This window comes from Microbacterium shimangi (genome assembly GCF_043556445.1).
In the GTDB taxonomy this organism is placed as follows: domain Bacteria; phylum Actinomycetota; class Actinomycetes; order Actinomycetales; family Microbacteriaceae; genus Microbacterium.
The window spans coordinates 301,432-322,002 of record NZ_JBIGII010000003.1 but is presented as its reverse complement, the minus strand read 5'-3'; the positions used below and the strand labels follow the sequence as shown (position 1 = coordinate 322,002).

Annotated in this window: 19 protein-coding genes; 8 read left to right on the top strand and 11 right to left on the bottom strand. The window is 70.0% G+C overall.

What is annotated here, in order from left to right:
* The first annotated feature begins 80 nt into the window (after positions 1 to 80).
* Both ACFXQA_RS03220 and ACFXQA_RS03215 read left to right on the top strand, forming a co-directional pair.
* Entirely contained in the window at positions 81 to 1,124 is a 1,044-nt protein-coding gene (locus tag ACFXQA_RS03220) for an isopenicillin N synthase family dioxygenase (protein WP_394518349.1), read from the top strand.
* 60 nt (positions 1,125 to 1,184) lie between these two features.
* Positions 1,185 to 2,000 (top strand): tryptophan-rich sensory protein, encoded by an 816-nt coding sequence (locus ACFXQA_RS03215; protein WP_394518348.1) that lies wholly within the window; start codon positions 1,185 to 1,187, stop codon positions 1,998 to 2,000.
* Positions 2,001 to 2,033: 33 nt separating this feature from the next.
* Here the strand turns inward: ACFXQA_RS03215 and ACFXQA_RS03210 are convergent, their stop codons facing one another.
* Together ACFXQA_RS03210 and ACFXQA_RS03205 are read right to left on the bottom strand one after the other, a co-directional pair.
* The gene (locus ACFXQA_RS03210; protein WP_394518347.1) at positions 2,034 to 2,768 is read right to left on the bottom strand and encodes a glutamine amidotransferase-related protein; all 735 of its coding nucleotides are present in this window, start codon (positions 2,766 to 2,768) and stop codon (positions 2,034 to 2,036) included.
* A 64-nt stretch (positions 2,769 to 2,832) separates the two neighbouring features.
* Positions 2,833 to 3,555 carry a LysR substrate-binding domain-containing protein gene (locus ACFXQA_RS03205; protein ID WP_394518346.1) on the bottom strand — a complete coding sequence of 241 codons (723 nt, stop codon included), beginning with the start codon at positions 3,553 to 3,555 and terminating at the stop codon, positions 2,833 to 2,835.
* Between the two features lie 33 nt (positions 3,556 to 3,588).
* Between ACFXQA_RS03205 and ACFXQA_RS03200 the strand changes: the two genes are divergently transcribed.
* A complete protein-coding gene (locus tag ACFXQA_RS03200; RefSeq protein ID WP_394518345.1) occupies positions 3,589 to 3,987 on the top strand; it encodes a DUF1304 domain-containing protein in 399 nt (132 codons plus the stop codon).
* A 13-nt stretch (positions 3,988 to 4,000) separates the two neighbouring features.
* Here ACFXQA_RS03200 and ACFXQA_RS03195 read toward each other — a convergent pair whose 3' ends face one another.
* Positions 4,001 to 4,408: a transferase gene (locus tag ACFXQA_RS03195; protein WP_394518344.1), complete on the bottom strand. Its 408-nt coding sequence runs from the start codon at positions 4,406 to 4,408 to the stop codon at positions 4,001 to 4,003.
* A gap of 206 nt (positions 4,409 to 4,614) precedes the next feature.
* Here ACFXQA_RS03195 and ACFXQA_RS03190 point away from each other — a divergent pair, with 206 nt between their 5' ends.
* Positions 4,615 to 5,301 (top strand): YitT family protein, encoded by a 687-nt coding sequence (locus tag ACFXQA_RS03190; protein WP_394518343.1) that lies wholly within the window; start codon positions 4,615 to 4,617, stop codon positions 5,299 to 5,301.
* A 1-nt stretch (position 5,302) separates the two neighbouring features.
* On the opposite strand, the gene ACFXQA_RS03185 is transcribed toward ACFXQA_RS03190, so the two are convergent.
* Both ACFXQA_RS03185 and ACFXQA_RS03180 read right to left on the bottom strand, forming a co-directional pair.
* Positions 5,303 to 6,079, bottom strand: coding sequence for a DNA-formamidopyrimidine glycosylase family protein (locus ACFXQA_RS03185; protein WP_394518342.1), 777 nt, complete (start codon positions 6,077 to 6,079; stop codon positions 5,303 to 5,305).
* Positions 6,072 to 10,895, bottom strand: a complete 4,824-nt coding sequence (locus ACFXQA_RS03180) for an ATP-dependent helicase (protein ID WP_394518341.1) — start codon at positions 10,893 to 10,895, stop codon at positions 6,072 to 6,074. The genes ACFXQA_RS03185 and ACFXQA_RS03180 overlap by 8 nt, the downstream gene beginning before the upstream one ends.
* A gap of 126 nt (positions 10,896 to 11,021) precedes the next feature.
* On the opposite strand from ACFXQA_RS03180, the gene ACFXQA_RS03175 reads away from it, so the two are divergent.
* Positions 11,022 to 11,378: a hypothetical protein gene (locus ACFXQA_RS03175; protein WP_394518340.1), complete on the top strand. Its 357-nt coding sequence runs from the start codon at positions 11,022 to 11,024 to the stop codon at positions 11,376 to 11,378.
* Between the two features lie 5 nt (positions 11,379 to 11,383).
* On the opposite strand, the gene ACFXQA_RS03170 is transcribed toward ACFXQA_RS03175, so the two are convergent.
* Complete coding sequence (locus ACFXQA_RS03170; RefSeq protein ID WP_394518339.1) at positions 11,384 to 12,955, bottom strand: ABC-F family ATP-binding cassette domain-containing protein; 1,572 nt, start codon at positions 12,953 to 12,955, stop codon at positions 11,384 to 11,386.
* Between the two features lie 167 nt (positions 12,956 to 13,122).
* Positions 13,123 to 13,818: an alpha/beta hydrolase gene (locus ACFXQA_RS03165; protein ID WP_394518338.1), complete on the bottom strand. Its 696-nt coding sequence runs from the start codon at positions 13,816 to 13,818 to the stop codon at positions 13,123 to 13,125.
* An 81-nt stretch (positions 13,819 to 13,899) separates the two neighbouring features.
* Between ACFXQA_RS03165 and ACFXQA_RS03160 the strand changes: the two genes are divergently transcribed.
* On the top strand, positions 13,900 to 14,520 hold the full coding sequence (locus ACFXQA_RS03160; RefSeq protein WP_394518337.1) for an NUDIX hydrolase family protein: 621 nt from the start codon (positions 13,900 to 13,902) through the stop codon (positions 14,518 to 14,520).
* Positions 14,521 to 14,565: 45 nt separating this feature from the next.
* Positions 14,566 to 14,772 (top strand): hypothetical protein, encoded by a 207-nt coding sequence (locus tag ACFXQA_RS03155; RefSeq protein WP_394518336.1) that lies wholly within the window; start codon positions 14,566 to 14,568, stop codon positions 14,770 to 14,772.
* 24 nt (positions 14,773 to 14,796) lie between these two features.
* Here the strand turns inward: ACFXQA_RS03155 and ACFXQA_RS03150 are convergent, their stop codons facing one another.
* Positions 14,797 to 15,858, bottom strand: a complete 1,062-nt coding sequence (locus ACFXQA_RS03150) for a threonine aldolase family protein (RefSeq protein WP_394518335.1) — start codon at positions 15,856 to 15,858, stop codon at positions 14,797 to 14,799.
* Positions 15,859 to 15,946: 88 nt separating this feature from the next.
* Here ACFXQA_RS03150 and ACFXQA_RS03145 point away from each other — a divergent pair, with 88 nt between their 5' ends.
* Positions 15,947 to 17,446 carry an MFS transporter gene (locus tag ACFXQA_RS03145; protein WP_394518334.1) on the top strand — a complete coding sequence of 500 codons (1,500 nt, stop codon included), beginning with the start codon at positions 15,947 to 15,949 and terminating at the stop codon, positions 17,444 to 17,446.
* A 3-nt stretch (positions 17,447 to 17,449) separates the two neighbouring features.
* Here ACFXQA_RS03145 and ACFXQA_RS03140 read toward each other — a convergent pair whose 3' ends face one another.
* From ACFXQA_RS03140 to ACFXQA_RS03130, 3 genes are all read right to left on the bottom strand, one after another.
* The gene (locus tag ACFXQA_RS03140; RefSeq protein ID WP_394518333.1) at positions 17,450 to 18,202 is read right to left on the bottom strand and encodes an SDR family NAD(P)-dependent oxidoreductase; all 753 of its coding nucleotides are present in this window, start codon (positions 18,200 to 18,202) and stop codon (positions 17,450 to 17,452) included.
* Between the two features lie 200 nt (positions 18,203 to 18,402).
* A complete protein-coding gene (locus tag ACFXQA_RS03135; RefSeq protein WP_394518332.1) occupies positions 18,403 to 19,839 on the bottom strand; it encodes a DUF6421 family protein in 1,437 nt (478 codons plus the stop codon).
* A gap of 93 nt (positions 19,840 to 19,932) precedes the next feature.
* A complete protein-coding gene (locus ACFXQA_RS03130; RefSeq protein ID WP_394518331.1) occupies positions 19,933 to 20,373 on the bottom strand; it encodes a MarR family winged helix-turn-helix transcriptional regulator in 441 nt (146 codons plus the stop codon).
* Between the last annotated feature and the right edge of the window lie 198 nt (positions 20,374 to 20,571).

Below are 20,571 nucleotides of genomic sequence, written 5' to 3'. Positions count from 1 at the left end.
GTGCCCACCCCGGGCGCGGAAAGCGTGAAGCGGCTACCTACACGGGCCGCCGACCGGCGGCCTCCGACAGAGGAGTTGCCTTGACCTTTCACGTTCCCACCGTCGACATCACGCCCTACGTGCACGACGGCTCACCCGCTGCCCGCGCTGAGGTCGCCCGCCAGATCGACGATGCGTGCCGCTCCGTCGGGTTCATCCAGATCACGGGTCACGGCATCCCCGCCGTCGTCATCGACGGACTGACCGACGCGATCGACCGCTTCTTCGCCCTCGACCTCGACGAGAAGAAGCGGTACCGCACCCCGCCCGCGATCAACCGCGGCTACAGCCCGCCGAAGTCGGAGTCGCTGAGCCTCTCGCTCGGCGTCGAATCGGCCAATCGCATGAACGACTTCTTCGAGGCGTTCAACATCGGAGCCACACAGGCGACCTACCCCGCATCGCCCGACCTGCCGCAGCCCGACTACGCCGACAACGTCTGGCCCGCGATCGACGGATACGAGGCGCAGGTCGGGGCGTACTTCGCGGAGGCTGCGCGGGTCGCGCGCGTGATGACGCGGATCTTCGCCGATGCGCTGGGCCTTCCCGCTGACTTCTTCGCCGCGCGCACCGGCCATTCGCTCGATGTGATGCGCATGAACAACTACGCCCTCCCGCCCGGCACCGACGTGACCCTCGACGGCGATCTCGTCGGCATGGGCGAGCACACCGACTACGGCATCGTGACGATCCTCTGGGCCGATCAGGTCAAGGGCCTGCAGGTGCTCGGTGCCGACGGTTCGTGGAACGACGTCTCGCCCGCCGATGACGCCCTGCTCATCAACCTCGGCGACGTCACGGCGCGGTGGACGAACGAGCGCTGGACGTCGACGCTGCACCGCGTGAAGCCCCCGGTGATCGACGGCACGATCGAGCGCCGCCGGTCGGTGGCTTTCTTCCACGACGGCGACGTCGATGCGCTGATCGAGACGCTTCCGTCGTGCGTCGACGCGCAGCATGCGGACCTGTACGAACCCCTGACGGTGGGCGAGCACATCGCCGCGAAGCTCGCCGGATCGCGCGCGGGTGTCCGTAACGCCGCCGCCGAACGAGAATCGGCGAGGGTGCTCGCCAGCCGGCGCTGACGCCGTCGCCCGGCTGTCAAGCCGTACCCCGAGATCGCTAGATTATCTAGGGTTCTATGCATGAACGCCGTGGATACCCGTCGCCCCGCAGACCTGGTCCGCCAGATCGCCGTCCTCTCGGCGGTGAGCTTCATGCTCATCGCCGCGATGGTGGGGGTGGGCCTGTTCGGCGGCACGGCGGTGCAAGACGTGCAGGGTGGTGCGCTCGACTCGGACGGGTCGTACCTCGCTCCGGCGGGCAGCGCCTTCTCGATCTGGTCGGTGATCTACGTCGGTCTGATCGCCTACGCGATCTGGCAGGCTCTGCCCCGCCAGCGGGCGAACGAGCGTCAACGCGCGCTCGGATGGCTGGTTGCGCTCACGGCGGTCTTGAACGGCATCTGGCTCGTCGTCGCGCAGTTCGCAACCCTGCCGCTCACCGTGGTCGCGATCGTCGTGCTGCTCGCGGCGCTCGCCATGACCTTCCGGCGGGCCGTGGTCACGCGCACCCCCGACGATGGCCTCGTCGACGCGGTGCTGCTCGACGGTGTGACGGGGCTCCACCTCGGCTGGGTGACGGTGGCGACGGTCGCCAACACCGCCGCTCTGCTCACGCAGACAGGCCCGGCCTCGTGGGAGTCGAGCGCCGACGTCTGGGGCGTCGTCGTGCTTCTCGTGGTCGGCGTGATCGGCCTGGGCATCGCTTTCGCCAGCCGCTGGAGAGTGACACCCCCTCTGGCGATCGGATGGGGGCTCGTCTGGCTGGGCGTCGCCCGGCTCAGTGCCGAGCCGCAGAGCACGGTGATCGGGGTGACGGCGGTGATCGTCGCGGCAATCGTCGTGCTCGTGCCTCTGATCGCGGCCGCCCTAAAGCTCCTTCGGCCCTCGACCGACTGACCCGGTCCTGGTGCCGAGGAGGTCGTCGCCGCCTCAGGCGGCGAAGCGCTCGGCGAAGGCTTCGAGCAGGCGCGGTGGTTCGGTGACGGATGCTTCGAGCACCCGCGCCGCGATGACGTCGTAGTCCCGCGACGGGAAGTACCCGCCGTCGCGATAGACGGCCATCCGCTCGGTGAACGCGCGGGGTGTCGACTCGGGGTGGAACTGCGTGGCGTAGAGCCGCTCTCCGACGCGGTACGCCTGCACCGGGCAACCCTCGTTCGTCGCCAGGAGCACGGCTCCCGGCGGCACGGTTCCCGCGCCCTCCTTGTGCGCCGTCAGCGCCGCGAACCGGAGGGCGAGATCGCCGAGAAGCACGTCAGCCCGACCGGCGGTTGTCAGTTCGATCGTGGTGGGGCCCGTGTCTTCGGGGTGGTCGCGCGTGACGACTCCGCCCAGCAGTCGCGTCACGACACCGATCCCGAAGCAGGTGAACAGCGCGGCCGTGCGCGACTCCGCGGCCGCTGCGGCGATCTTCTCGAGGTCGGATTCGAGCCTGAGCTGCGCCTCGGTCTTCAGCGACGTCGGGTCGGTGACGTTGAAGGGGCTGCCCCCGACGACGAACCCGCTGAACCGTTCGAACGCGTCGTCAGGGAGTGGCTCGCGCACGAGGTCGTGGCGCCCGAGCATCTCGGGCCCGACGCCCATGCCCGAGAGGAACGACGCGTACTCGGCGTCCGCCGCGTCGAGCTGCGGCCGGGCCGAGACGTACAGGAGAGGGGCGGGCACCTCGGAATTCTAAGCCGGATGCAGCGGCGCAGGCGCGGCGGGCGTCACGCGAGGAAAAGAACGGTCAGCGCGACGAGTTCGCCGTGCGTCCCCGGACGATTCCGAAGAAGGTGTCGACGTCGGGATTCGTCGTCGCGCTCGACCACGCGAGGGCGACGGTCGAGACGGGCGCATCGCGGAGGGGGCGGACGGCGACGTCTTTGCGGGCGAACAGTCGCGCGAGCGACAGGGGGGCGACGACCACACCGACGCCGGCCGCGACGGTCTCGATCGCCTCTTCGGTGCTCGCGGGAGGATCGAACGACGGGGCGAGTCCGCCCGGAACCTCGGCGGCCAGCACGTCATCGGCCGGGACGATGATGACCTCGCCCGCGAGGTCGGAAAGCTCGAGCTCGTCGGCGGCGGTGAGGTGCGATTGGGTCGACACGATCGCCACCGGGACCTCGTCGTACAGCCGCACGACGTGCAGATCGGAGTCATCGAGGGGCAGGCGTACGATGGCCGCATCGACGCTGCCGCCGGCCAGGGCCTCATGCTGCTCGGCAACCGCGAGGGTAACCAGCACCAGTTCGACGTGGAGCATCCGGTCACGCCATGCCGAGACCCACTTGCCCGGGGTCGCGCCGGGAACGACTCCCAGGGTGAACACGCGGGGCTGTTCCACCGTCGCGACGGGCTCCGGCCGGGCGACGGTCTTCCGGCGGACCGGTGGCTTCTTCGGGCCGAAGAGGGGACGGGCGGGCTTGCGGGGCGCGGCCCGCCGGCGATCGCCACCTTTTCCTGCCATGACGCCAGCGTACTCGCGCGCTATGGTTCGGTCATGGCACTGATCATCGCGACCGTGTTCGGAGCGCTCGCCGCGCTCCTGCACGTCTACATCTTCGTCCTCGAGAGCGTTCAGTGGCGGCGACCCCGGGTGTGGAACAGGTTCGGAGTCGCCAGCCAAGAAGATGCCGACACGACCGGCCCGATGGCATACAACCAGGGCTTCTACAACCTGTTCCTCGCCATCGGCGCGGCCCTGGGTCTCGTGCTCATCTGGGTCGACGGTGCGGGCACCGCAGCCGACGTCGCCGGGCGGACGCTCGCGCTCTTCGCCCTCGGATCGATGATCGCCGCATCGCTCGTTCTGCTCACGTCGGGGAAGAAGTACCTCACTCCCGCGCTCACGCAGGGCACGCTCCCGCTGATCGGGTTCGTGTTCCTGCTGCTCGCCTGAGCGAGTATCCGGCTCAGGCGGCGAGGTGGAGGCCGCGCTGGTCGGTCGCTACCGCGTCACCGTCGGCGACGTCTTCGTCATCGCGGATGAGCGAACCCACCGCAACTCGAGCGTTCGTGCCGACGTGCGCGCGCACACCGATCTGCGCTTTCGCGCCGATGGCGGCACCGGATCCGATGTGGGCGTGCGGGGCGATCCGGGCGTCCGGCCCGATGATGGCGTCCGTTTCGATCCACGCGCCGCGGCCGACTTCGGCGCCTGCAGCGATCTGTACGCCGGGCTCGACGTATGCCCCGGCTTCGACCACCGCGGTCGGGTGCACCTTGGCACCGTTCGCGATGAGTCCGCGACCGTTGGTGTGCTTGCGGTAGCGCAGCGTCTCACCACGGTCGTTCTCGATGTCGATGTAGTTCTTACCCACGATCCCCTCCGGCGGCACCCTCGGTGCTCACAGTCATAGCAACGGCGGGTTTTCGGTATTCATTCCCCCGCATGATCTCTTCGGAGCCAGAACCGTGCCGGATGTCTCGACGTCGAGATGCCTCGTCGAAACGAGCGGATCGTGCCGAGGGGACGGGGCCGCCCGGACGAGATGCGACGATGGGATCTCCTTACCCGGAGACCGTGATGACCGCTGCCGACACCACCCCCGACCCGACTCCCGACGCACCCGACACCGAAACACCCTCGACCGCCCCGACGCTGGTCTTCGATGAGCGCAAGACGGCGCACAGCATCCCCGAAGACGTCCTCGGAATCCTCACCGGCACCTTCACCGCGGCGTTCGGTCTCTACCTGCTCGCGGCGAGCGACGCCGTCACCGGCGGCACCGCCGGACTCGCTCTGTTGGTCACGTACGCCTCGCCCCTGCCGTTCTGGGTCGTCTACGCCGCCGTGAACCTGCCGTTCGCCGCTCTGGCGCTGTGGAAGAAGGGGCTGAGTTTCACGCTCCGCACGGTGGCCTCGATCGGCCTCGTCTCGGCGTTCTCTGTGCTGAACGCCGCGATGCTTCCGATCGACCGCGTCGAGCCGGTCTTCGGCGTCCTCGCCGGCAACCTCTTCGCGGGCGTCGGCCTGCTCATCCTCTTCCGGCACCGCGCGAGTCTGGGCGGCATCAACATCGTGGCCCTCCTCGTGCAAGACAAGACGGGCTTCCGCGCCGGATGGACGCAGATGGTCTTCGACCTGGCCATCATCGCCGTCTCGTTCGTGCTGCTGCCGTGGCCGGTCGTCCTTCTCAGCGCCGCGGGTGCGGTGCTGTTGAACCTCGTGCTGGCGATGAACCACCGACCGGGCCGCTACATCGGCCACTGAGTCAGCCGGCCTGGCACCTCGGACACCAGAACACGTTGCGTTCGCTGGTCGCCTGCGCACCGAGCGAGCCCGCCCGAACGAGCGTGCCGCACCGGCGGCAGGCCTTGCCATCTCGCCCGTAGACCCAGAATCGGCGGCCCGGTCGCGTGTCGCCGGTGAACGTGCGCTCCGACCGGGGCAGGTTGGCACGGATCATGCGAGCGCCCAGGTCGATGAGCGCCGCCACGTCGACTTCCGTCGCGGGGGTCGTCGGCGCGATGCCGCGGACGAACAGCATCTCGTTCGCATAGACGTTGCCGAAACCCGCGACGTTCCGTTGATCGAGCAGGGCGACGTGCGCTGCGCGCGAATCCCCGCCGACGCGGCGCACCGCCTCGACAGGGTCCCATTCGTCGCTGAGGGGGTCGGGGCCGAGGTGTCCGACGATGCGCTCTTCGTCGGCGGTGCGCAGCACCTCGACCATCGCGAGGTCGAACCCGACCGTGTCCCAGCGGTCGTTGCCGACGATCGCGCGGGCCGTGTAGGCCGGCCGCCGCCACCGGCCACCGCGGGGATAGACATCCCATCGGCCTTCCATCTTCAGGTGCGAGTGCAGCGTGTATCCGCCGATGCGCTCGAGCAGGTGCTTACCGCGGGGGATCACGCTGTGCACCGTCTCGCCGCGAAGGTCGGCAGTGGCACTGCCGGGAACGCGGATGTCGAAGCGGGTGACGACGGTTCCGGTCAGTGCGTCCGAGAGCTTGGCGGCGGCGCGGTGGACGGTATCGCCCTCAGGCACGCGTCGCCTCGCGGAGCGCGTCGCCCGCGGTGACGCGACGCAGGGTGAGCCCTCGCGGCGATTCGACGAAACCGCCCTCGCGCAGCGCCCGCCCCACGGGAGTGCCGTAGACGAAAGCGCCGTTGACCTGCTCGATGGTGAGGGTGTCGAGGCGCCTGCTCTTCGCGGTGCTCGCCAGTTCGCGCGTCGCCGCCTGCAGCACGGCCTCGTCGTCGGTGAACGCCAATGCCGTGCGGCCGCCGCGCTCGAGGTAGAGAACGAGTTCGCCGTCGACCAGCACGACGATGCCGCCGGCCTTGCGCCCCGGCCGGTGGGTGATGCCCTCCAGGGCGGGCCATGCCAGCGCTGCGCCGTAGGGGTTGGCGGGATCGGTCGCGGCGAGCGTGACGGCCCGCAGCGGAGCCGGGTCGGGGAGCCCCGCGAACTCGCGGAGGCGGTCGACGGTGGCGGAGGCGGCGAACTGCGCGGCGCCGAGCTTCTCGATGACGTAGCCGCGACGGCAGTGGCCCGCCTCTTCGAAGCCGGCGAGCACGCGGTAGACCTGCGCGAAACCGCCGGGTACGCCCTCGGCCTGCACCGCGCCGCGTGTGACGACCCCGTATCGGTCGAGGAGCAGGCTGCCGGTGGCGGTCGCGCGCACGGCGGGATCGCTCTCGCGACCGGGAAGCAACGACCAGCGCCCGCCGAGCGCAGGCGGCCGCGGCGGTGTCGAGGTTCGCGGAACGGCTGCCGAGCGGTAGAGCCGCGCTCGCGGGGCTTTGCGCGCCACCCGGTGCGCTTGGCCGCCGCCGCCCACGAGCGTGCGGATGGGCGCGAACGTGTCGTTCGTCACGCGACCCGCCCAGGTGAGCGACCACAGCGCGTCGATGATGGACTGCTCGTTGTCGGCGCTCGCCGCTTGGCGCAGCTGAGCCGCGAAGTATGCGCCTCCCCCGGCGAGGGCCTCGAGGACGCGTGCCTCGAGCGACTCGGCGGCGACCTCTTCTTCCGGTTCGGCGAGGGTGAGGGGGGCGGAGTCTGCGGGGTGCAGGGCGACCCACCCGTCGCGTCCGGGCAGCGTTCCGGTGCCCGACCAGACGATCTCACCGGTTGCGGTGAGCTCGTCGAGCATCGACGGGGCGTAGTCGCGAACGCGCGAGGGGAGGATCAGTGACTCCCATGCGCTCGCCGGAATGGGAACGCCCGCAAGCTGCTCGACGACCGCCGCGACGCCGTCGATGCCTTCGAGCGGCCGCTGCAGGTGCTGCCACACGGGCAGGAAGCGGGCGTACGCGGCGGGCGGCACCGGCTCGACGCTGCCGCGGATGGCCGCGAGGGAGCGCATGCGGAGCCGCCGCAGCACCTCGGTGTCGCACCACTCGGTCTCATCGCTGCGTGCACCGCCGCTGCTCGCCCCGGCATCGGCTGAGGGGAGGAAGAAGCCGCTCGAGATCCGTCCCTGGGATTCGAGCCGCTGCAGGGTGTGACGAGCCACGGCGATGCCGATGCCGAGGCGTCGGGCGACAGCATCCGCGGTGAAGGGTCCGTGGGTGCGGGCGTGACGGGCAACGAGATCGCCGAGCGGGTCGGGAACGGGCTCGAGGAACGCGTTCGGGAGACCGACGGGGAGGGCCGCGCCCAACGCGTCTCGAAGGCGCGCGGCATCTTCGATCGCAGCGACCCGTGCGGCGCCCGCGATGGTCGCCCGAATGGCGCGGCGATCGTCGACGAGCGCGTCGAGATGTGCGGATGCTTCGGCGACCGTCGCTCGGCGGGCTGCCGCCTCGGTCGCGGAGCTCTCGCTCTCGTCTTCGGCGACGACCTCGATGCCCGCGGGTTCGAGGCGCTCGGCCACCTCGTCGGCGCTGAGAGGGCCGAGGATGCGGATGAGGTCGGCGACGCCTTCGATACCTCGCGCCCGCCGATCGGGCGCGAGGCGCTGCGCCTCGCGTTCGAACTGGGCAATGATGTCGGGGTCGAGCAGTTCGCGCATCTCGACACGGCCGAGCAGTTCGCTGAGCAGGGCCGGATCGACCGAGAGCGCGGCTGCGCGCCGCTCGGCCAGGGGGGAGTCGCCCTCGTACATGAACGCGCCGACGTACCCGAACAGCAGATCCCGCGCGTACGGCGACGGTTGCGACGTCGTGATCTCGACCAGCCGGATGCGCCGGTCGGCGATGCTGCGCGAGATGCGAAGAAGCGCGGGCAGGTCGTAGACGTCTTGCAGCACCTCGCGGAGCGTTTCGAGGATGATCGGGAACGTCGGGTGGCGCTTGGCCACCTCGAGCAGTTGCGCGGAGCGCTGGCGCTGCTGCCAGAGGGGCGACCGCCGGTTCGGGTTGATGCGGGGGAGAAGCAACGCTCGTGCGGCGCACTCGCGGAAGCGCGAGGCGAACAGGGCGGAGCCGCCGACCTCGTCGGTGACGATCTGCTCGAGCTCGGCGGCATCGAAGACGAAGAGGTCGGCACCGGGCGGCTCGGCCGTCGCGTCGGGGATGCGGGCGATGATGCCGTCGTCGCTCGCCACGGCGGACCCTTCGACGCCGAGGCGCTCGCGGATGCGCGCGTTCACGGCCAGCGCCCACGGGGAGTGCACCTGCATGCCGAACGGCGAGTGGAGGATCACGCGCCAGTCGCCGACCTCGTCCCGGCTGCGTTCGACGGTCAGGGTCTTATCGGTCGGCAGGGTGCCCGTCGCTTCGCGCTGCTCGGCGATGTAGGAGAGAAGGTTGGTGATCGCGTTGTCGTCGAGACCCGATTCGCGCAGCCTCGCCTCGGCCTTCGAATGCTCGGCCGCTGAGACGTCTCGCGAGAACTTTCCGAGAGCCTCGCCCAGCTCTGCCGGCCGGCCGAGTCCGTCGCCGTGCCAGAAGGGAAGCTTGCCGGGTTGGCCGAACGCGGGCAGCACGTTCACGCGATCGTGCGTGATCTCGACGATCCGCCAGCTGGTCGTGCCGAGGGTGAAGACGTCGTTCACCCGCGACTCGTAGACCATCTCCTCGTCGAGCTCGCCGACGCGCGCGTTCTGCGATTCACCGGCGATGAAGACCCCGAACAGACCCCTGTCGGGGATGGTTCCCCCGCTGGTCACGGCGATGCGCTGCGCCCCGGGGCGCCCGGTGAGCGTTCCGGCATCACGATCCCAGACGACGCGGGGGCGCAGCTCGGCGAACTCGTCGGAGGGGTAGCGCCCGGCGAGCAGGTCGAGCGTCGCCTCGTACGCCGAGCGGGGGAGGGAGCGGAACGGGGCGCTGCGTTTGACCGTCTCGAACCACTCCTCGACGTCGATCGCGCCCAGGGCGCACGCGGCGACGGTCTGCTGCGCGAGGATGTCGAGCGGGTTCTGCGGCACCGATATGGCTTCGATCTGGCCGGCCAGCATGCGCTCGGTGACGACGGCCGTGTGCAGCACGTCGCTGCGATGCTTCGGGAACAGCGCGGCCCTGCTGACCTCGCCGACCTGGTGGCCGGCGCGTCCGACACGTTGCAGACCCGATGCCGCGCTCGGCGGCGCCTCGACCTGGATGACGAGGTCGACCGCACCCATGTCGATGCCGAGTTCGAGGCTGCTCGTGGCGACCACGCACCGGAGCACGCCCGCCTTCAGCTCGTCTTCGACCTGCGCCCGCTGCTCTTTCGAGACCGAGCCGTGGTGGGCTTTCGCGAGCACGGGGTCGGCCCCGGCCGAAGCCCCGGCCTGCGCCATTGTGGCGGCCGGAACGGCGGGCTCGGGCAACTCGATGCCGAGCCGCTCGGCGTAGATCTCATTCAGCCTGCCGGTGAGCCGCTCGGCCAGACGGCGCGAGTTGCAGAAGACGATGGTCGAGCGATGCTTCAGGATGCGGTCGACGATCGCCTCTTCGACGTGCGGCCACACCGACCCGGTCACCTCGGTGTTCTCACCGGGCGAGCCCTCGGCGAACCAGTCTTCGCCGCCCGCAGCAGGTGCCTCCGACCCCGGCGGGGGCGGGGGGTTCATCATGTCGTCGACCGGAACGACGACCGAGAGGTCGTAGGCCTTGGTCGACTTCGGCGCGACGATGTCGACGGGAGCGGAGCCCCCGAGGAACCGGGCGACCTCGTCGATGGGTCGCACGGTGGCCGACAGGCCGATGCGTTGCGCGGGCCGATACTCCGGTCCTTGAGGCTCTCGTAGGGCGAAGGAGCGCCGCAGCATCTCGAGGCGCTCGAGGCTGACCGCGAGATGAGCGCCGCGCTTGGTGGCGGCGACCGCGTGCACCTCGTCGATGATGACCGTGTGAACCCCGCGGAGGGTGTCACCCGCCTGGCTCGTGAGCATCAGGTACAGCGACTCGGGAGTCGTGATGAGGATGTCGGGGGGATCGGAGACCAGCTTGCGGCGGTCGCTCGACGTGGTGTCGCCCGAGCGCACGCCGACCGTCACCGACGGCGCTTCGAGCCCGAGGCGCCGTGCCGACTGGCCGATGCCGACGAGCGGGGAGCGGAGGTTGCGCTCGACGTCGACCCCGAGCGCCTTCAGCGGTGAGATGTAGAGCACGCGCGTGCGGGGCTCACCCTGCGCTCTCGCTTCTCGCGTGTTCGACGTCGTCGCCCCGCGCCGTCGGCCGCCGGCGGCGACCGCGGCGTCGGTCTTCTTCTCCCGGGCGGCGGCGGCCACCCGGTCGCGGAACACCCGGTCGATCGCCCAGAGGAACGCCGACAGCGTCTTGCCCGACCCGGTCGGGGCGACGACGAGTGCGCTGCGCCCCGCCGAGATGGCCTCCCACGCACCGGCCTGCGCGCTGGTGGGCGCCGCGAACGCTCCGCGGAACCAATCCTGGGTCGCGGGGCTGAATCGTTCGAGCACGTCGCTCATCGATCAATCTTCTCTCGGGCCTCCGACATCGGCTCGGGCTTGACGACTCCGCCGCACGACGGAGGTGGAGCGGAAGCGCTGCGGATACTGTTCTCACGAATCAGCAGCCCAGGGGAGGGAATCGTCGTGACAACGAAAAGCTCCGGTTCGTACGCGCGGGGAATGGTGCCCGGCCTCATCATGGGCGTCGCCATCGGTGTCGCGATCGGTGTCGCTCTCGGCAACATCGGTGCGGGAATAGGCATCGGCGCCGGCCTCGGCGTCGCCTTCGGGATCGCGTTCGCATCGGCGGGCGACGGCGCCCGGCGCAACACCGCGGGCGGCGCCGACGGCGGGGCCGTCGGCGGAACGACCGGAGACGGCCGCGATCGGGGCGGGTCGGACAACGGCGACAGCACACCCGGCGACGACAGTACGCCCGACAGCGGCGGCGGTTCTGACGGCGGCGGCGGAGATGGGGGCGGCGGAGGCGGCGGGGACTGACCCCATCAGCCTGCGGCGAGTCCGTCGGACGTGAGAGTCAGCGTCAGGTCGAGCGAGAGTCGGTCGAGGAACACGCGGTCGTGGCTGACCACCAGCACCGCCCCGCGGTAAGCGTCGAGAGCTTCGACGAGCCGGTCGAGCGTATCGAGGTCGAGGTTGTTCGTCGGCTCGTCGAGCACGAGCAGCTGCACGGGAGGCTCGGCGAGGAGCAGTCGAGCGAGCGCCACCCGGAAGCGCTCGCCGCCGGACAGTGTCGAGACGGGCCGCTCCACGGCATCGCCGCGGATGAGGAACCGCGCCAATCGGTTGCGCAGCTCACCGGTCGGCACCTCGGGCGCCGCCTGCCGCAGGGCATCGAGCACCGTTGCCGCGTCGTCGAGCCCGTCGACCCGCTGCGAGAGGTATCCGACCCGGTCGGTGTGCAGCTCACCGCGTTCTCCCTCACCCGTCATCAGTTGCTCGAGCAGACGGGTCTTGCCCACCCCGTTCGCCCCGATCAGGGCCACCCGCTCGGGTCCCTGGATCACCCACGAGCGCTCACGGTCGCCGAGCGTCGCGATGCGGCGGCCGGTGGCGACCCCGGGGTCGGGGAGGTCGATGCGGATGCCGTCGTCTCCGCGGACCCGTTGCTCCGCGGCCTCTCGGGCCGACCGGGCTGCGGTCTCGCTGTCACGCATCTCTCCGCGGAGTTTTCCGGCAGACACCTGAGCCGCCCGCTTGCGGTTGCCCATGACGATCTTCGGCTCGCGCTTCTCGACGAAGGCCTTCGCGCCCATCTGCTTCCGATGCGCGATCGTGGTCTCGGCCTCGATGCGCTGCCGCTTCTCGCGACGCTCGGACTGCACGGCGTCGCGTTCGGCGCGGCGCGCAGCATCCTGTTCCGCGTCCAGACACGCGCGCCATGCCGAGTAGGGGCCACCGAAGAACGACAGCTGGTTGTCGTACAGCTCGACGGTGTCGTCCATGAGCTCGAGAAGCTCGACGTCGTGGCTCACCACGACAAGAGCGCCACGCCATCCCTGCACCAGCGCGCCGAGGCGTTCGCGCGCGCCACGGTCGAGGTTGTTGCTGGGTTCGTCGAGCAGGGCGAGGGGGGCGCCGCTCATCCGGATCCCCGCGATCGCCGCGAGCACCGCCTCCCCGCCCGAGAGCTGGCCCAGGCGCCGGTCGAGTGCCGCCGGTTCGAGCCCCGCCTCGGCGAGGGCAGCGTGAGCGCGGGCCTCGACGTGCCAGTCGTCGCCCACCGCATCGAAGTGCTGCGGGTCGGGGTCGCCCGACTCGATCGCACGGAAAGCGGCGAGGACCGCGCCCACCCCGAGCAGGTCGGCGACGGGTCGGTCGACGTCGAGGGTCAGGCGCTGGGGCAGGTACGCGGCGCGACCGATTCGATGCACCGAGCCGGACGTCGGCGCGAGCTCGCCTGCGGCGAGGCGCAGCAGGGTCGACTTGCCCGAACCGTTGCGGCCGACGAGGCCCGTCCGGCCGGTGCCGAAAGCCCCCGAGACATCGTGGAGGGCGAGAGAGCCGTCGTTCCATTCGAGGGAGACGGCATCGAAAGAGAGAAGTGGGGTAGGCAAAAGTGCTCCGATGGGTGCTGAGCACTGACACCGGACCGAGCGCCCCGAAACGGGGGCGGGTCTACCGAGTTACGGCGGGTCGACGGTTCAGCGCACGAACAGGGGCGCGGAAGCGACGACGATCTTCACCGGAGGGATCCTCTTGCTCGGAACAGGGGTTTTCGATGTTAGCCGAGCGGATGCGGCGGCGCACCCCCCGCAGGATCGCGGGGCGCAGCATCCGCCAACCGCTTGTCGAGGAACGCGCGGACGTCTTCGAGTTCTGGGCCCGAGACGCCGTGCGCGAGCCCGGCGTACAGTCGCCCGCTCAACTCGGCGTGGGCGGGGAGCCAATCGACGGTGTGCGCGATGAGTTCGGCGGGGATGACCTCGTCGAGCGAGCCGCGACCCCAGAACACGGGCGGGCGTCGAACGGCGAGGGCCGCGTCTGCGGGCTGTTCGCCGGGGGCGGCGTAGCCGGAGAGGTTGACGGCGAAGGCGAACCGCTCGGGGGCGACCCGCAACGCCTGGAGCGCCACGGCGCCGCCCTGGGAGAAACCGAGGAGCCCCACGAGTGGTGCGTCGGATGCCGCGTCGATCCACTCGATCAGCCGCTCGGCCGCGGCGGTGACGGCGTCGGGATCGCGACCGTTCAGCCCTTCGATCGGGTACCAGGAGTAGCCGGGAGCGGGGAACGGCGGGGTGAGCGGCGCGCGAACCGCCGCCACGACGAACTCGGACGGCAGATGCACCGCGAGCGCGAAGAGGTCGGACTCGTCGGAGCCGTACCCGTGCAGCACGACGAGCAGCGGACGGTCGGCCCGCTCGGCGGGGTCGGCCGACCAGCGGATGACCGACGGGTCGAGAGGTGGGGTCTCGCTCATGCCCCCAGTGTCGCAGGAGCCCCCGATGTCGGCACCCCCGCGCTCTCGCCCGAAACCCGCCAGTGTTGATATACAGGGAGCATGCCCGTGCGCACCCCTGATCCCGACCCCGACGACAACGGCGACGAGAGCCCCCGCGATCCGCTGGGCTCGACGTTCGGCACCCCGTCGACGCAGAGCAACGGCAACCCGGGGTGGCTGAGCGATATCGAACTCACCGAGGCGCGGCGACGCCTGCCGATGATCTATGTCGAGGCGCTCCCCGTGCGCACCGACGGGATGGGCGCGGTGGTGCAGGTGGGCATCCTGCTGCGCGCGACGCCGATCGGCGAGATGACCCGCACTCTCGTGTCGGGGCGCATCCGCTACGGCGAGACGGTCCGTGACGCGCTCTTCCGCCACCTCGAGAACGATCTGGGCCCGATGGCGTTCCCGCTGCTGCCGCCCTCGCCGACGCCCTTCACCGTGGCGGAGTACTTTCCCATGCCCGGGCTCAGCGCGTTCCACGACGACCGGCAGCACGCGGTCTCGCTCGCGTTCGTCGTCCCCGTGACGGGAACCTGCGAACCGCGCCAGGACGCACTCGAGGTGACCTGGCTCTCGCCCGAGGAAGCAGCATCCGATGCCCTCGCCGCCGAGATGGAAGGCGGGCGGGGCACGCTCATCCGTCTCGCCCTCGCCAGCGTCGGGGCGCTGCATTAGTCAAGGCCCGCCGAGAAACCTCGCGAGCGCCGTTAGGGTCGCATCATGAGCACACCCCAGTCATCGCGCAGCGGACTCTCGATCGTCCTGTTCACCGTCGCCGCCGTCGTCTCGGTCGGCCTCAGCGTGCTCTACTTCGTCGAGATCGGCACCGGGGTCGGCTCACCGGTCGGCTCGTGGATCGGCGGTTTCCTGTGGGGCGCGATCGCGATCGCGAACGTGATCCTGATCGCCACGCGCCTGCGGCGCTGACGGGTCTCCCGGCCGCCGCGGAACTCAGGTGAGTTCGGCGACGGCAGCGACGAATGCGTCGACGTCTTCTTCGGTCGTGTCGAAGCTGCACATCCAGCGCACCTCGCGGCGCGCCTCGTCCCAGTCGTAGAAGCGGAAGCGTTCGCGCAGGCGATCGGCGACCCCCTCGGGGAGCGTCGCGAACACGCCGTTCGACTGCGTCGGCTGCGTGAAAGCGACTCCCCGCACCGATCCGTCGGCGATTCCGGCTTCCACGCCGGCGCGCAGGCGCTGTGCGAGAGCGTTGGAGTGTCGAGCGTTCCGCAACCAGAGGTCGCCCTCGAGAAGCGCGATGAGCTGCGCCGAGACGAAGCGCATCTTGCTCGAGAGCTGCATGTTCAGCTTCCGCAGAAAGCGCAGACCCTCGGATGCTGAGGGGTCGAGCACGACGATGGCCTCGCCGATCATCGCCCCGTTCTTCGTGCCGCCGAAGCTCAGCACGTCCACTCCGGTATCGCGGGTGAAGGCGCGCAGCGGAAGGTCGAGGGATGCCGCGGCGTTGGCGATGCGCGCACCGTCCATGTGCAGGCGCATGCCGCGCGGGTGGATGTGGTCGGCGATCGCGCGCACCTCTTCGGGCGTGTACACGGTGCCGAGTTCGGTCGACTGGGTGATCGAGACGACGAGCGGCTGCGCGCGGTGCTCGTCGCCCCAGCCCCAGGCCTCCCGATCGATGAGCTCGGGGGTGAGTTTGCCGTCGTCCGTGGGCACGGTGAGGAGCTTGATACCGGCGACCCGCTCGGGGGCTCCGCCCTCGTCGACGTTGATGTGCGCGGTCGAGGCGGTGACCACCGCGCCCCAGCGAGGCAGCATGGACTGCAGTCCGACGACGTTCGCGCCGGTGCCGTTGAACACCGGGAACGCCTCGACGCCCTCGCCGAGATGGGCGGCGAACATCTCCTGCAGGCGGGCCGTGTAGACGTCGGCGCCGTAGGCCACCTGGTGGCCGTCGTTTGCCGCCGTGATCGCGGCGAGCACCTCCGGGTGCACGCCGGAGTAGTTGTCGGAGGCGAAGCCGCGCACGGCGGTGTCATGGAGGGTCGTCACGGCAACCCAGCCTAGGCGCGGGCGCGGAGGACGGATGCGCGCGCATGGACGCATGCGCCGTGTCGGGGGTGCTGGGTACCCTGCCTCTATGTCCGGTCATCCGCTCGAACCCGATGTGCCCACCACGGCACCGGCGGGCGTCGTACCGCCCGCGCACGGCCCACGCACTTTCGCGCAGGTCCTCATCAACACGGCCGCGGCGAACATCACGACGAGCTTCCTCTGGTTCGCGCTGACGTTCTGGGTGTACATCGAGACCGAGTCGGTGCTCGCGACCGGCATCATCGGCGGTGCCTACATGCTGCTGCTGGCCGTCTTCGCGATGCTCTTCGGATCGATCGTCGACCGCCACCGCAAGCACCGCGTCATGGTCTTCTCGAGCGTCATCACCCTGGTCGCCTTCTCGATCGGCGGGGTGCTCTACCTGCTCTTCCCCGAGGCCGCCCTGCTCGACCTGCGCGGGCCGTGGTTCTGGTTGTTCGCCGGCATCATCCTGTTCGGCTCGGTGGTCGAGAACATGCGCAACATCGCGCTGTCGACGACGGTCACGCTGCTCATGCCGGTCGACCGTCACGCGAACGCGAACGGCCTCGTCGGCACGGTGCAGGGGATCGCGTTCGTCGTCACCAGCGTCTTCAGCGGCCTCGCGATCGGCCTGCTCGGCATGGGGTGGACCCTCGCGATCGCCATCGCGTTCACCCTCGTCGCGCTGGTGCACCTGCTTGCGCTCGACATCCCCGAAGATGCCCCCGTGCGCGACGGCGACCGCTCTTCGGGTATCGATCTGCGGGGCAGTGTCGCCGCGATCGCCGCCTCTCCGGGGTTGTTCGCACTGATCATCTTCTCGACCTTCAACAACCTCATCGGTGGCGTCTACATGGCGCTGATGGATCCCTACGGCCTCGAGCTGTTCAGCGTCGAGGTGTGGGGGCTGGTGCTCGGGGTGTCGGCGACAGGCTTCATCATCGGCGGGCTCGTCATCGCGAAGTTCGGGCTCGGCAAGAATCCGATCCGCACCATGCTGCTCGTGGTGGTCGGGATGGGGGTCATCGGGGCGGCTTTCACCCTCCGCGACTGGTGGTGGCTCTACGCGGTGGGCATTTTCGTCTACATGGCGCTCGTCCCGGCGGTCGAGGCCGCCGAGCAGACGGTGATCCAGCGGGTCGTGCCGTTCCGCCGCCAGGGGCGGGTCTTCGGGTTCGCGGCGGCATTCGAGTCGGCCGCGGCGCCCATCACGGCGTTCCTGATCGCACCCCTCGCGGAGTTCTTGATCATCCCGTACATGAACGGCGAGACGGGGAGGGCGACCTGGGGATGGTTGCTCGGCGAAGGAGAGGCGCGCGGTATCGCGCTCGTTTTCGTCATCACGGGCCTCGTGTTGATCGTCATCGCGCTGGTCGCCTTCTCGACGCGGTCGTACCGCATCTTGTCGGCGCGGTACCAAGAGGCTCCCGAGCCATCGCCCGACCCCGAGTCGACGGCGGACGCGGCAGCCGAAACCTCGGCGGACCCGGCAGCCGAAACCTCGGCGGACGCGGGGGCAGAGCCCGCGACGAACAGCGGTGCCGAGCGGTCGGAGAGACGCTGAGCGTCAGCGGGCGGGGTTTCCCTCGGCTTCGCCGAGCTCGACGATGACGTCGTTCCAGTCCGAGGCGTCGTCGGCCCAGAGCGCGATGAACGCATCGGCCAGTGCCCCCTCGAGACCGGCGAGGCTCTTCACGCGGAAGATCACCGCGGCGGCGCTGAGTTCGCGGCCCTCGTCGCGCGCGGTCTTCTCGAAGCCCTGGCCGACCGCGCGCGTCCACGCTTCGCCGGCCGCCTTCACGGCGGCGTAGTTCGCGCCGCCGGCGAGCGGGTGCGCGACCGCCGTGGACGAGACGATCGCCAGCCGCCCCGCGGGGGATGCGCCGAGGTCGGCGGCGAAAGCGCGCGACACGAATCGGAGCGCCGTGAGCGAGCGCTCCAAGAAGCGGTAGTCGTCATCGGTCTGACCGGCGAGCCCGCCGCCGCCGCGCCACCCGCCCACGAGGTGCAGAACGCCGTCGATGGCACCGACCTCGCCGTGCACCTGCCGCACGAGCTCGGTGACCGCGGCCTCGTCGGTGAGGTCGGTCGCCACCGTCAGCGCGGAGGGTGCCGCCGAGACCACGCGCGCGAGCTTCTCGGGGTCGCGGCCCGCGACGATCACCTGCGCGCCGGCACGCGCGACCGCGACCGCTGCGGTGATCCCCGCGGTGCTGGTACCGCCCGCGAGAAGGATGGTGCGGCCCGTGACGTCGCTGGTCGGCGAGTCGGCGGATGCTGCGGAGTCGGATGCTGCGGGGGAGGCGACCTCGGTGTCCATCGCCCCAGTCTCGCAGGGCGGTCGGGCCTCAGCATCCCCCCGCTTCGCGCTCACCCGCACCGAAGTGCGCGTTTCGGCGCGGGCATCCCTCTTCGGTGCGGGTGAACGCACGTCGGCCCGGTTCGCCCGCCCCGACGTGCGAGTGAACCGGGCCGCATGCGCGATTCGGTGCGGGTGAGCGCCGCACCCGCACCCGCGCTTCAGGCGTCGTCGGCGCGGATGCCCGCCGTCGACGCGATGACCGGGCGCATCTTCTTCTCGAGGGCCTCGTAGAACATCGACAGCGGAAACTCGTCGTCGCGTACGGCGTCGGTGAAGCCCTTCGGCGCCCCGGCGAGCACGTCGTCGCCCAGCCCGCGAGCCCACGCCGACGCCGGATGCGGCTCGAGGGTGCTGCGCACCAGATCGTAGGCCGCGAGCCAGTGCGTCGTCTTCGGGCGGTCGATCGACTTCCAGTACAGCTCGTCGATCGCGTCGCCGAGAGCGACCACCGCGGCCGGCACCTCTTCCCAGTCGAAGGTGAGAGCCGTGTCGGTCCAGTGCAGCACTCCGCGCTGATGCAGCCACGCGAACAGCAGCTGACCGCCCACTCCGTCGTAGTTGCGCACCCGGGTGCCCGTGATCGCGAACCGGAAGATCCGATCGAAGATCACCGCGTATTGCACGAGGGTCGCGTGCTCGAGCATCGCCATCTCAGCCGCATCGAGCGGGGCGCCGGCGTCGACGCGATCCTGCAGACGCCGCTCGATCGCGACGCACTCCCGGAACGCGGTGAGGTCGCAGCGCAGCTCTTCGAGCGAGTACAAGAAGTACGGCATGCGCTGTTTGATCATGAACGGGTCGAACGGCAGATCGCCGCGCATGTGGGTGCGATCGTGGATGAGATCCCACATCACGAACGTCTGCTCGGTGAGTGCGCGGTCATCCAGCATCCGCGCCGCCGCCGGCGGAAGGTCGAGCTTCGTGATCTCGGCTGCCGCCCGCACGACCCGCCGGTACCGCGCTGCCTCACGGTCTTGGAAGATCGCCCCCCAGGTGAACGGCGGCACTTCGCGCATCGAGACGGTCTCGGGGAAGAGCACCGCGGAGTTCGTGTCGTAGCCGGGGGTGAAGTCCACGAGGCGCAGTGACACGAACAGGCGGTTGGTGTACTCCTGCTCGAGTCGCGAGATGAACTCGGGCCAGATCGTCTCGACGAGAAGGGCTTCGACGAAGCGGCTCCGCGTGCCGTTCTGCGTGTACATGGGGAACACCACGAGGTGCCGGATGCCGTCGACCCGGTCGCGCTGCGGCTGGAAAGCGACGAGTGAATCGAGGAAGTCGGGGACGCCGAACGCCTGAGCACGCCACTTCTCGAAGTCGGCGATCGAGGCCGCGAGGTACGCCTCGTCGGTGGGGAACCGGGGAGCGAGAGTCGCGATCGCGGCGATGATCGTTGCGACGTGCTCGCTCGCCGCCGGGTGGTGCACTGCATCCGGAATCGAACCGTCTTCGACCTGCAGCCCCTGGAGGGCGATGGCGGCGGCCTTGAGCGAGAGCCACGCGTCGCTCGACTCGACGGCACCGCCGTCTTCGACGACCTCGGGTTCGCCGATGATGACCTTCTCTGTACGAAGAGGGTGCGTTGTCGTGGGCATGGAACCTCCGATCCTCGAGGCAAGGGGTCGGGTCCGCGAGGCGGCTCCGACCTCGTTGACGGTGTGCCCGTTCAGGTTACCGTTCGCTGCCCGTCAGGCGTGGGGTCGCGGAACGCGGAGCTTCGCGGCGAGATCGCGCAACTGGCCGAGCTCTTCGTCCGACAGCCGCGACATCCGCTGGGCGATGGAGGCGCCGTGCGTCGAGGCGATCCGTCGGAACGCAGCGGTGCCCACTTCGGTGGCGCGCACCAGTGTTCCGCGGCCGTCATCGGGATCGGGGCACTTCGCCAGCAGTCCGCGCGCGACCATGCGGTCGACCAGGCGCGAGACGCTGGGTTGGCTGATGAGCATGTTGGCGGTGACGTCGCGCAGTCGTGCGGTCATGCCCTCAGCCCGGGTGACGGTGAGGAGAACGTCGTACTCCGCCTGCGACATGTCGGTGCCTTCGAAGTCGCAGCGGAGTTCGTCGAAGACCTCGTGCTGCGCGCGGAAGAGGCTCTCCCAGGCCTCGACGGCGAGGCGGCGATCGGTCATGTCTCCCAGGTTACGGGGCGGACGCAAGGCGTGGGTCGAACGTCGTGACCGGATGCTGCGCGTCAGTGACGGTTGACGCTGGTCGAGCTAGCTAATACGTATCACATCAAGGTGACGTGGTCCGTAACCCGCTGTCCACCCGCACACCGTCAGCAGTTCACGCCCGTGACGTTCGCCGTGCGTACGGTCGGCTCGTTT

Coding starts and splice junctions, on each gene's coding strand:
- ACFXQA_RS03205 (WP_394518346.1), bottom strand. CDS start 3,555: ATGGCAGGAAAAGGTGGCGATCGCCGGCGGGCCGCGCCCCGCAAGCCC.
- ACFXQA_RS03135 (WP_394518332.1), bottom strand. CDS start 19,839: ATGCCCACGACAACGCACCCTCTTCGTACAGAGAAGGTCATCATCGGC.
- ACFXQA_RS03160 (WP_394518337.1), top strand. CDS start 13,900: ATGCCCGTGCGCACCCCTGATCCCGACCCCGACGACAACGGCGACGAG.
- ACFXQA_RS03165 (WP_394518338.1), bottom strand. CDS start 13,818: ATGAGCGAGACCCCACCTCTCGACCCGTCGGTCATCCGCTGGTCGGCC.
- ACFXQA_RS03130 (WP_394518331.1), bottom strand. CDS start 20,373: ATGACCGATCGCCGCCTCGCCGTCGAGGCCTGGGAGAGCCTCTTCCGC.
- ACFXQA_RS03190 (WP_394518343.1), top strand. CDS start 4,615: ATGACCGCTGCCGACACCACCCCCGACCCGACTCCCGACGCACCCGAC.
- ACFXQA_RS03140 (WP_394518333.1), bottom strand. CDS start 18,202: ATGGACACCGAGGTCGCCTCCCCCGCAGCATCCGACTCCGCAGCATCC.
- ACFXQA_RS03200 (WP_394518345.1), top strand. CDS start 3,589: ATGGCACTGATCATCGCGACCGTGTTCGGAGCGCTCGCCGCGCTCCTG.
- ACFXQA_RS03145 (WP_394518334.1), top strand. CDS start 15,947: ATGTCCGGTCATCCGCTCGAACCCGATGTGCCCACCACGGCACCGGCG.
- ACFXQA_RS03155 (WP_394518336.1), top strand. CDS start 14,566: ATGAGCACACCCCAGTCATCGCGCAGCGGACTCTCGATCGTCCTGTTC.
- ACFXQA_RS03215 (WP_394518348.1), top strand. CDS start 1,185: ATGAACGCCGTGGATACCCGTCGCCCCGCAGACCTGGTCCGCCAGATC.
- ACFXQA_RS03180 (WP_394518341.1), bottom strand. CDS start 10,895: ATGAGCGACGTGCTCGAACGATTCAGCCCCGCGACCCAGGATTGGTTC.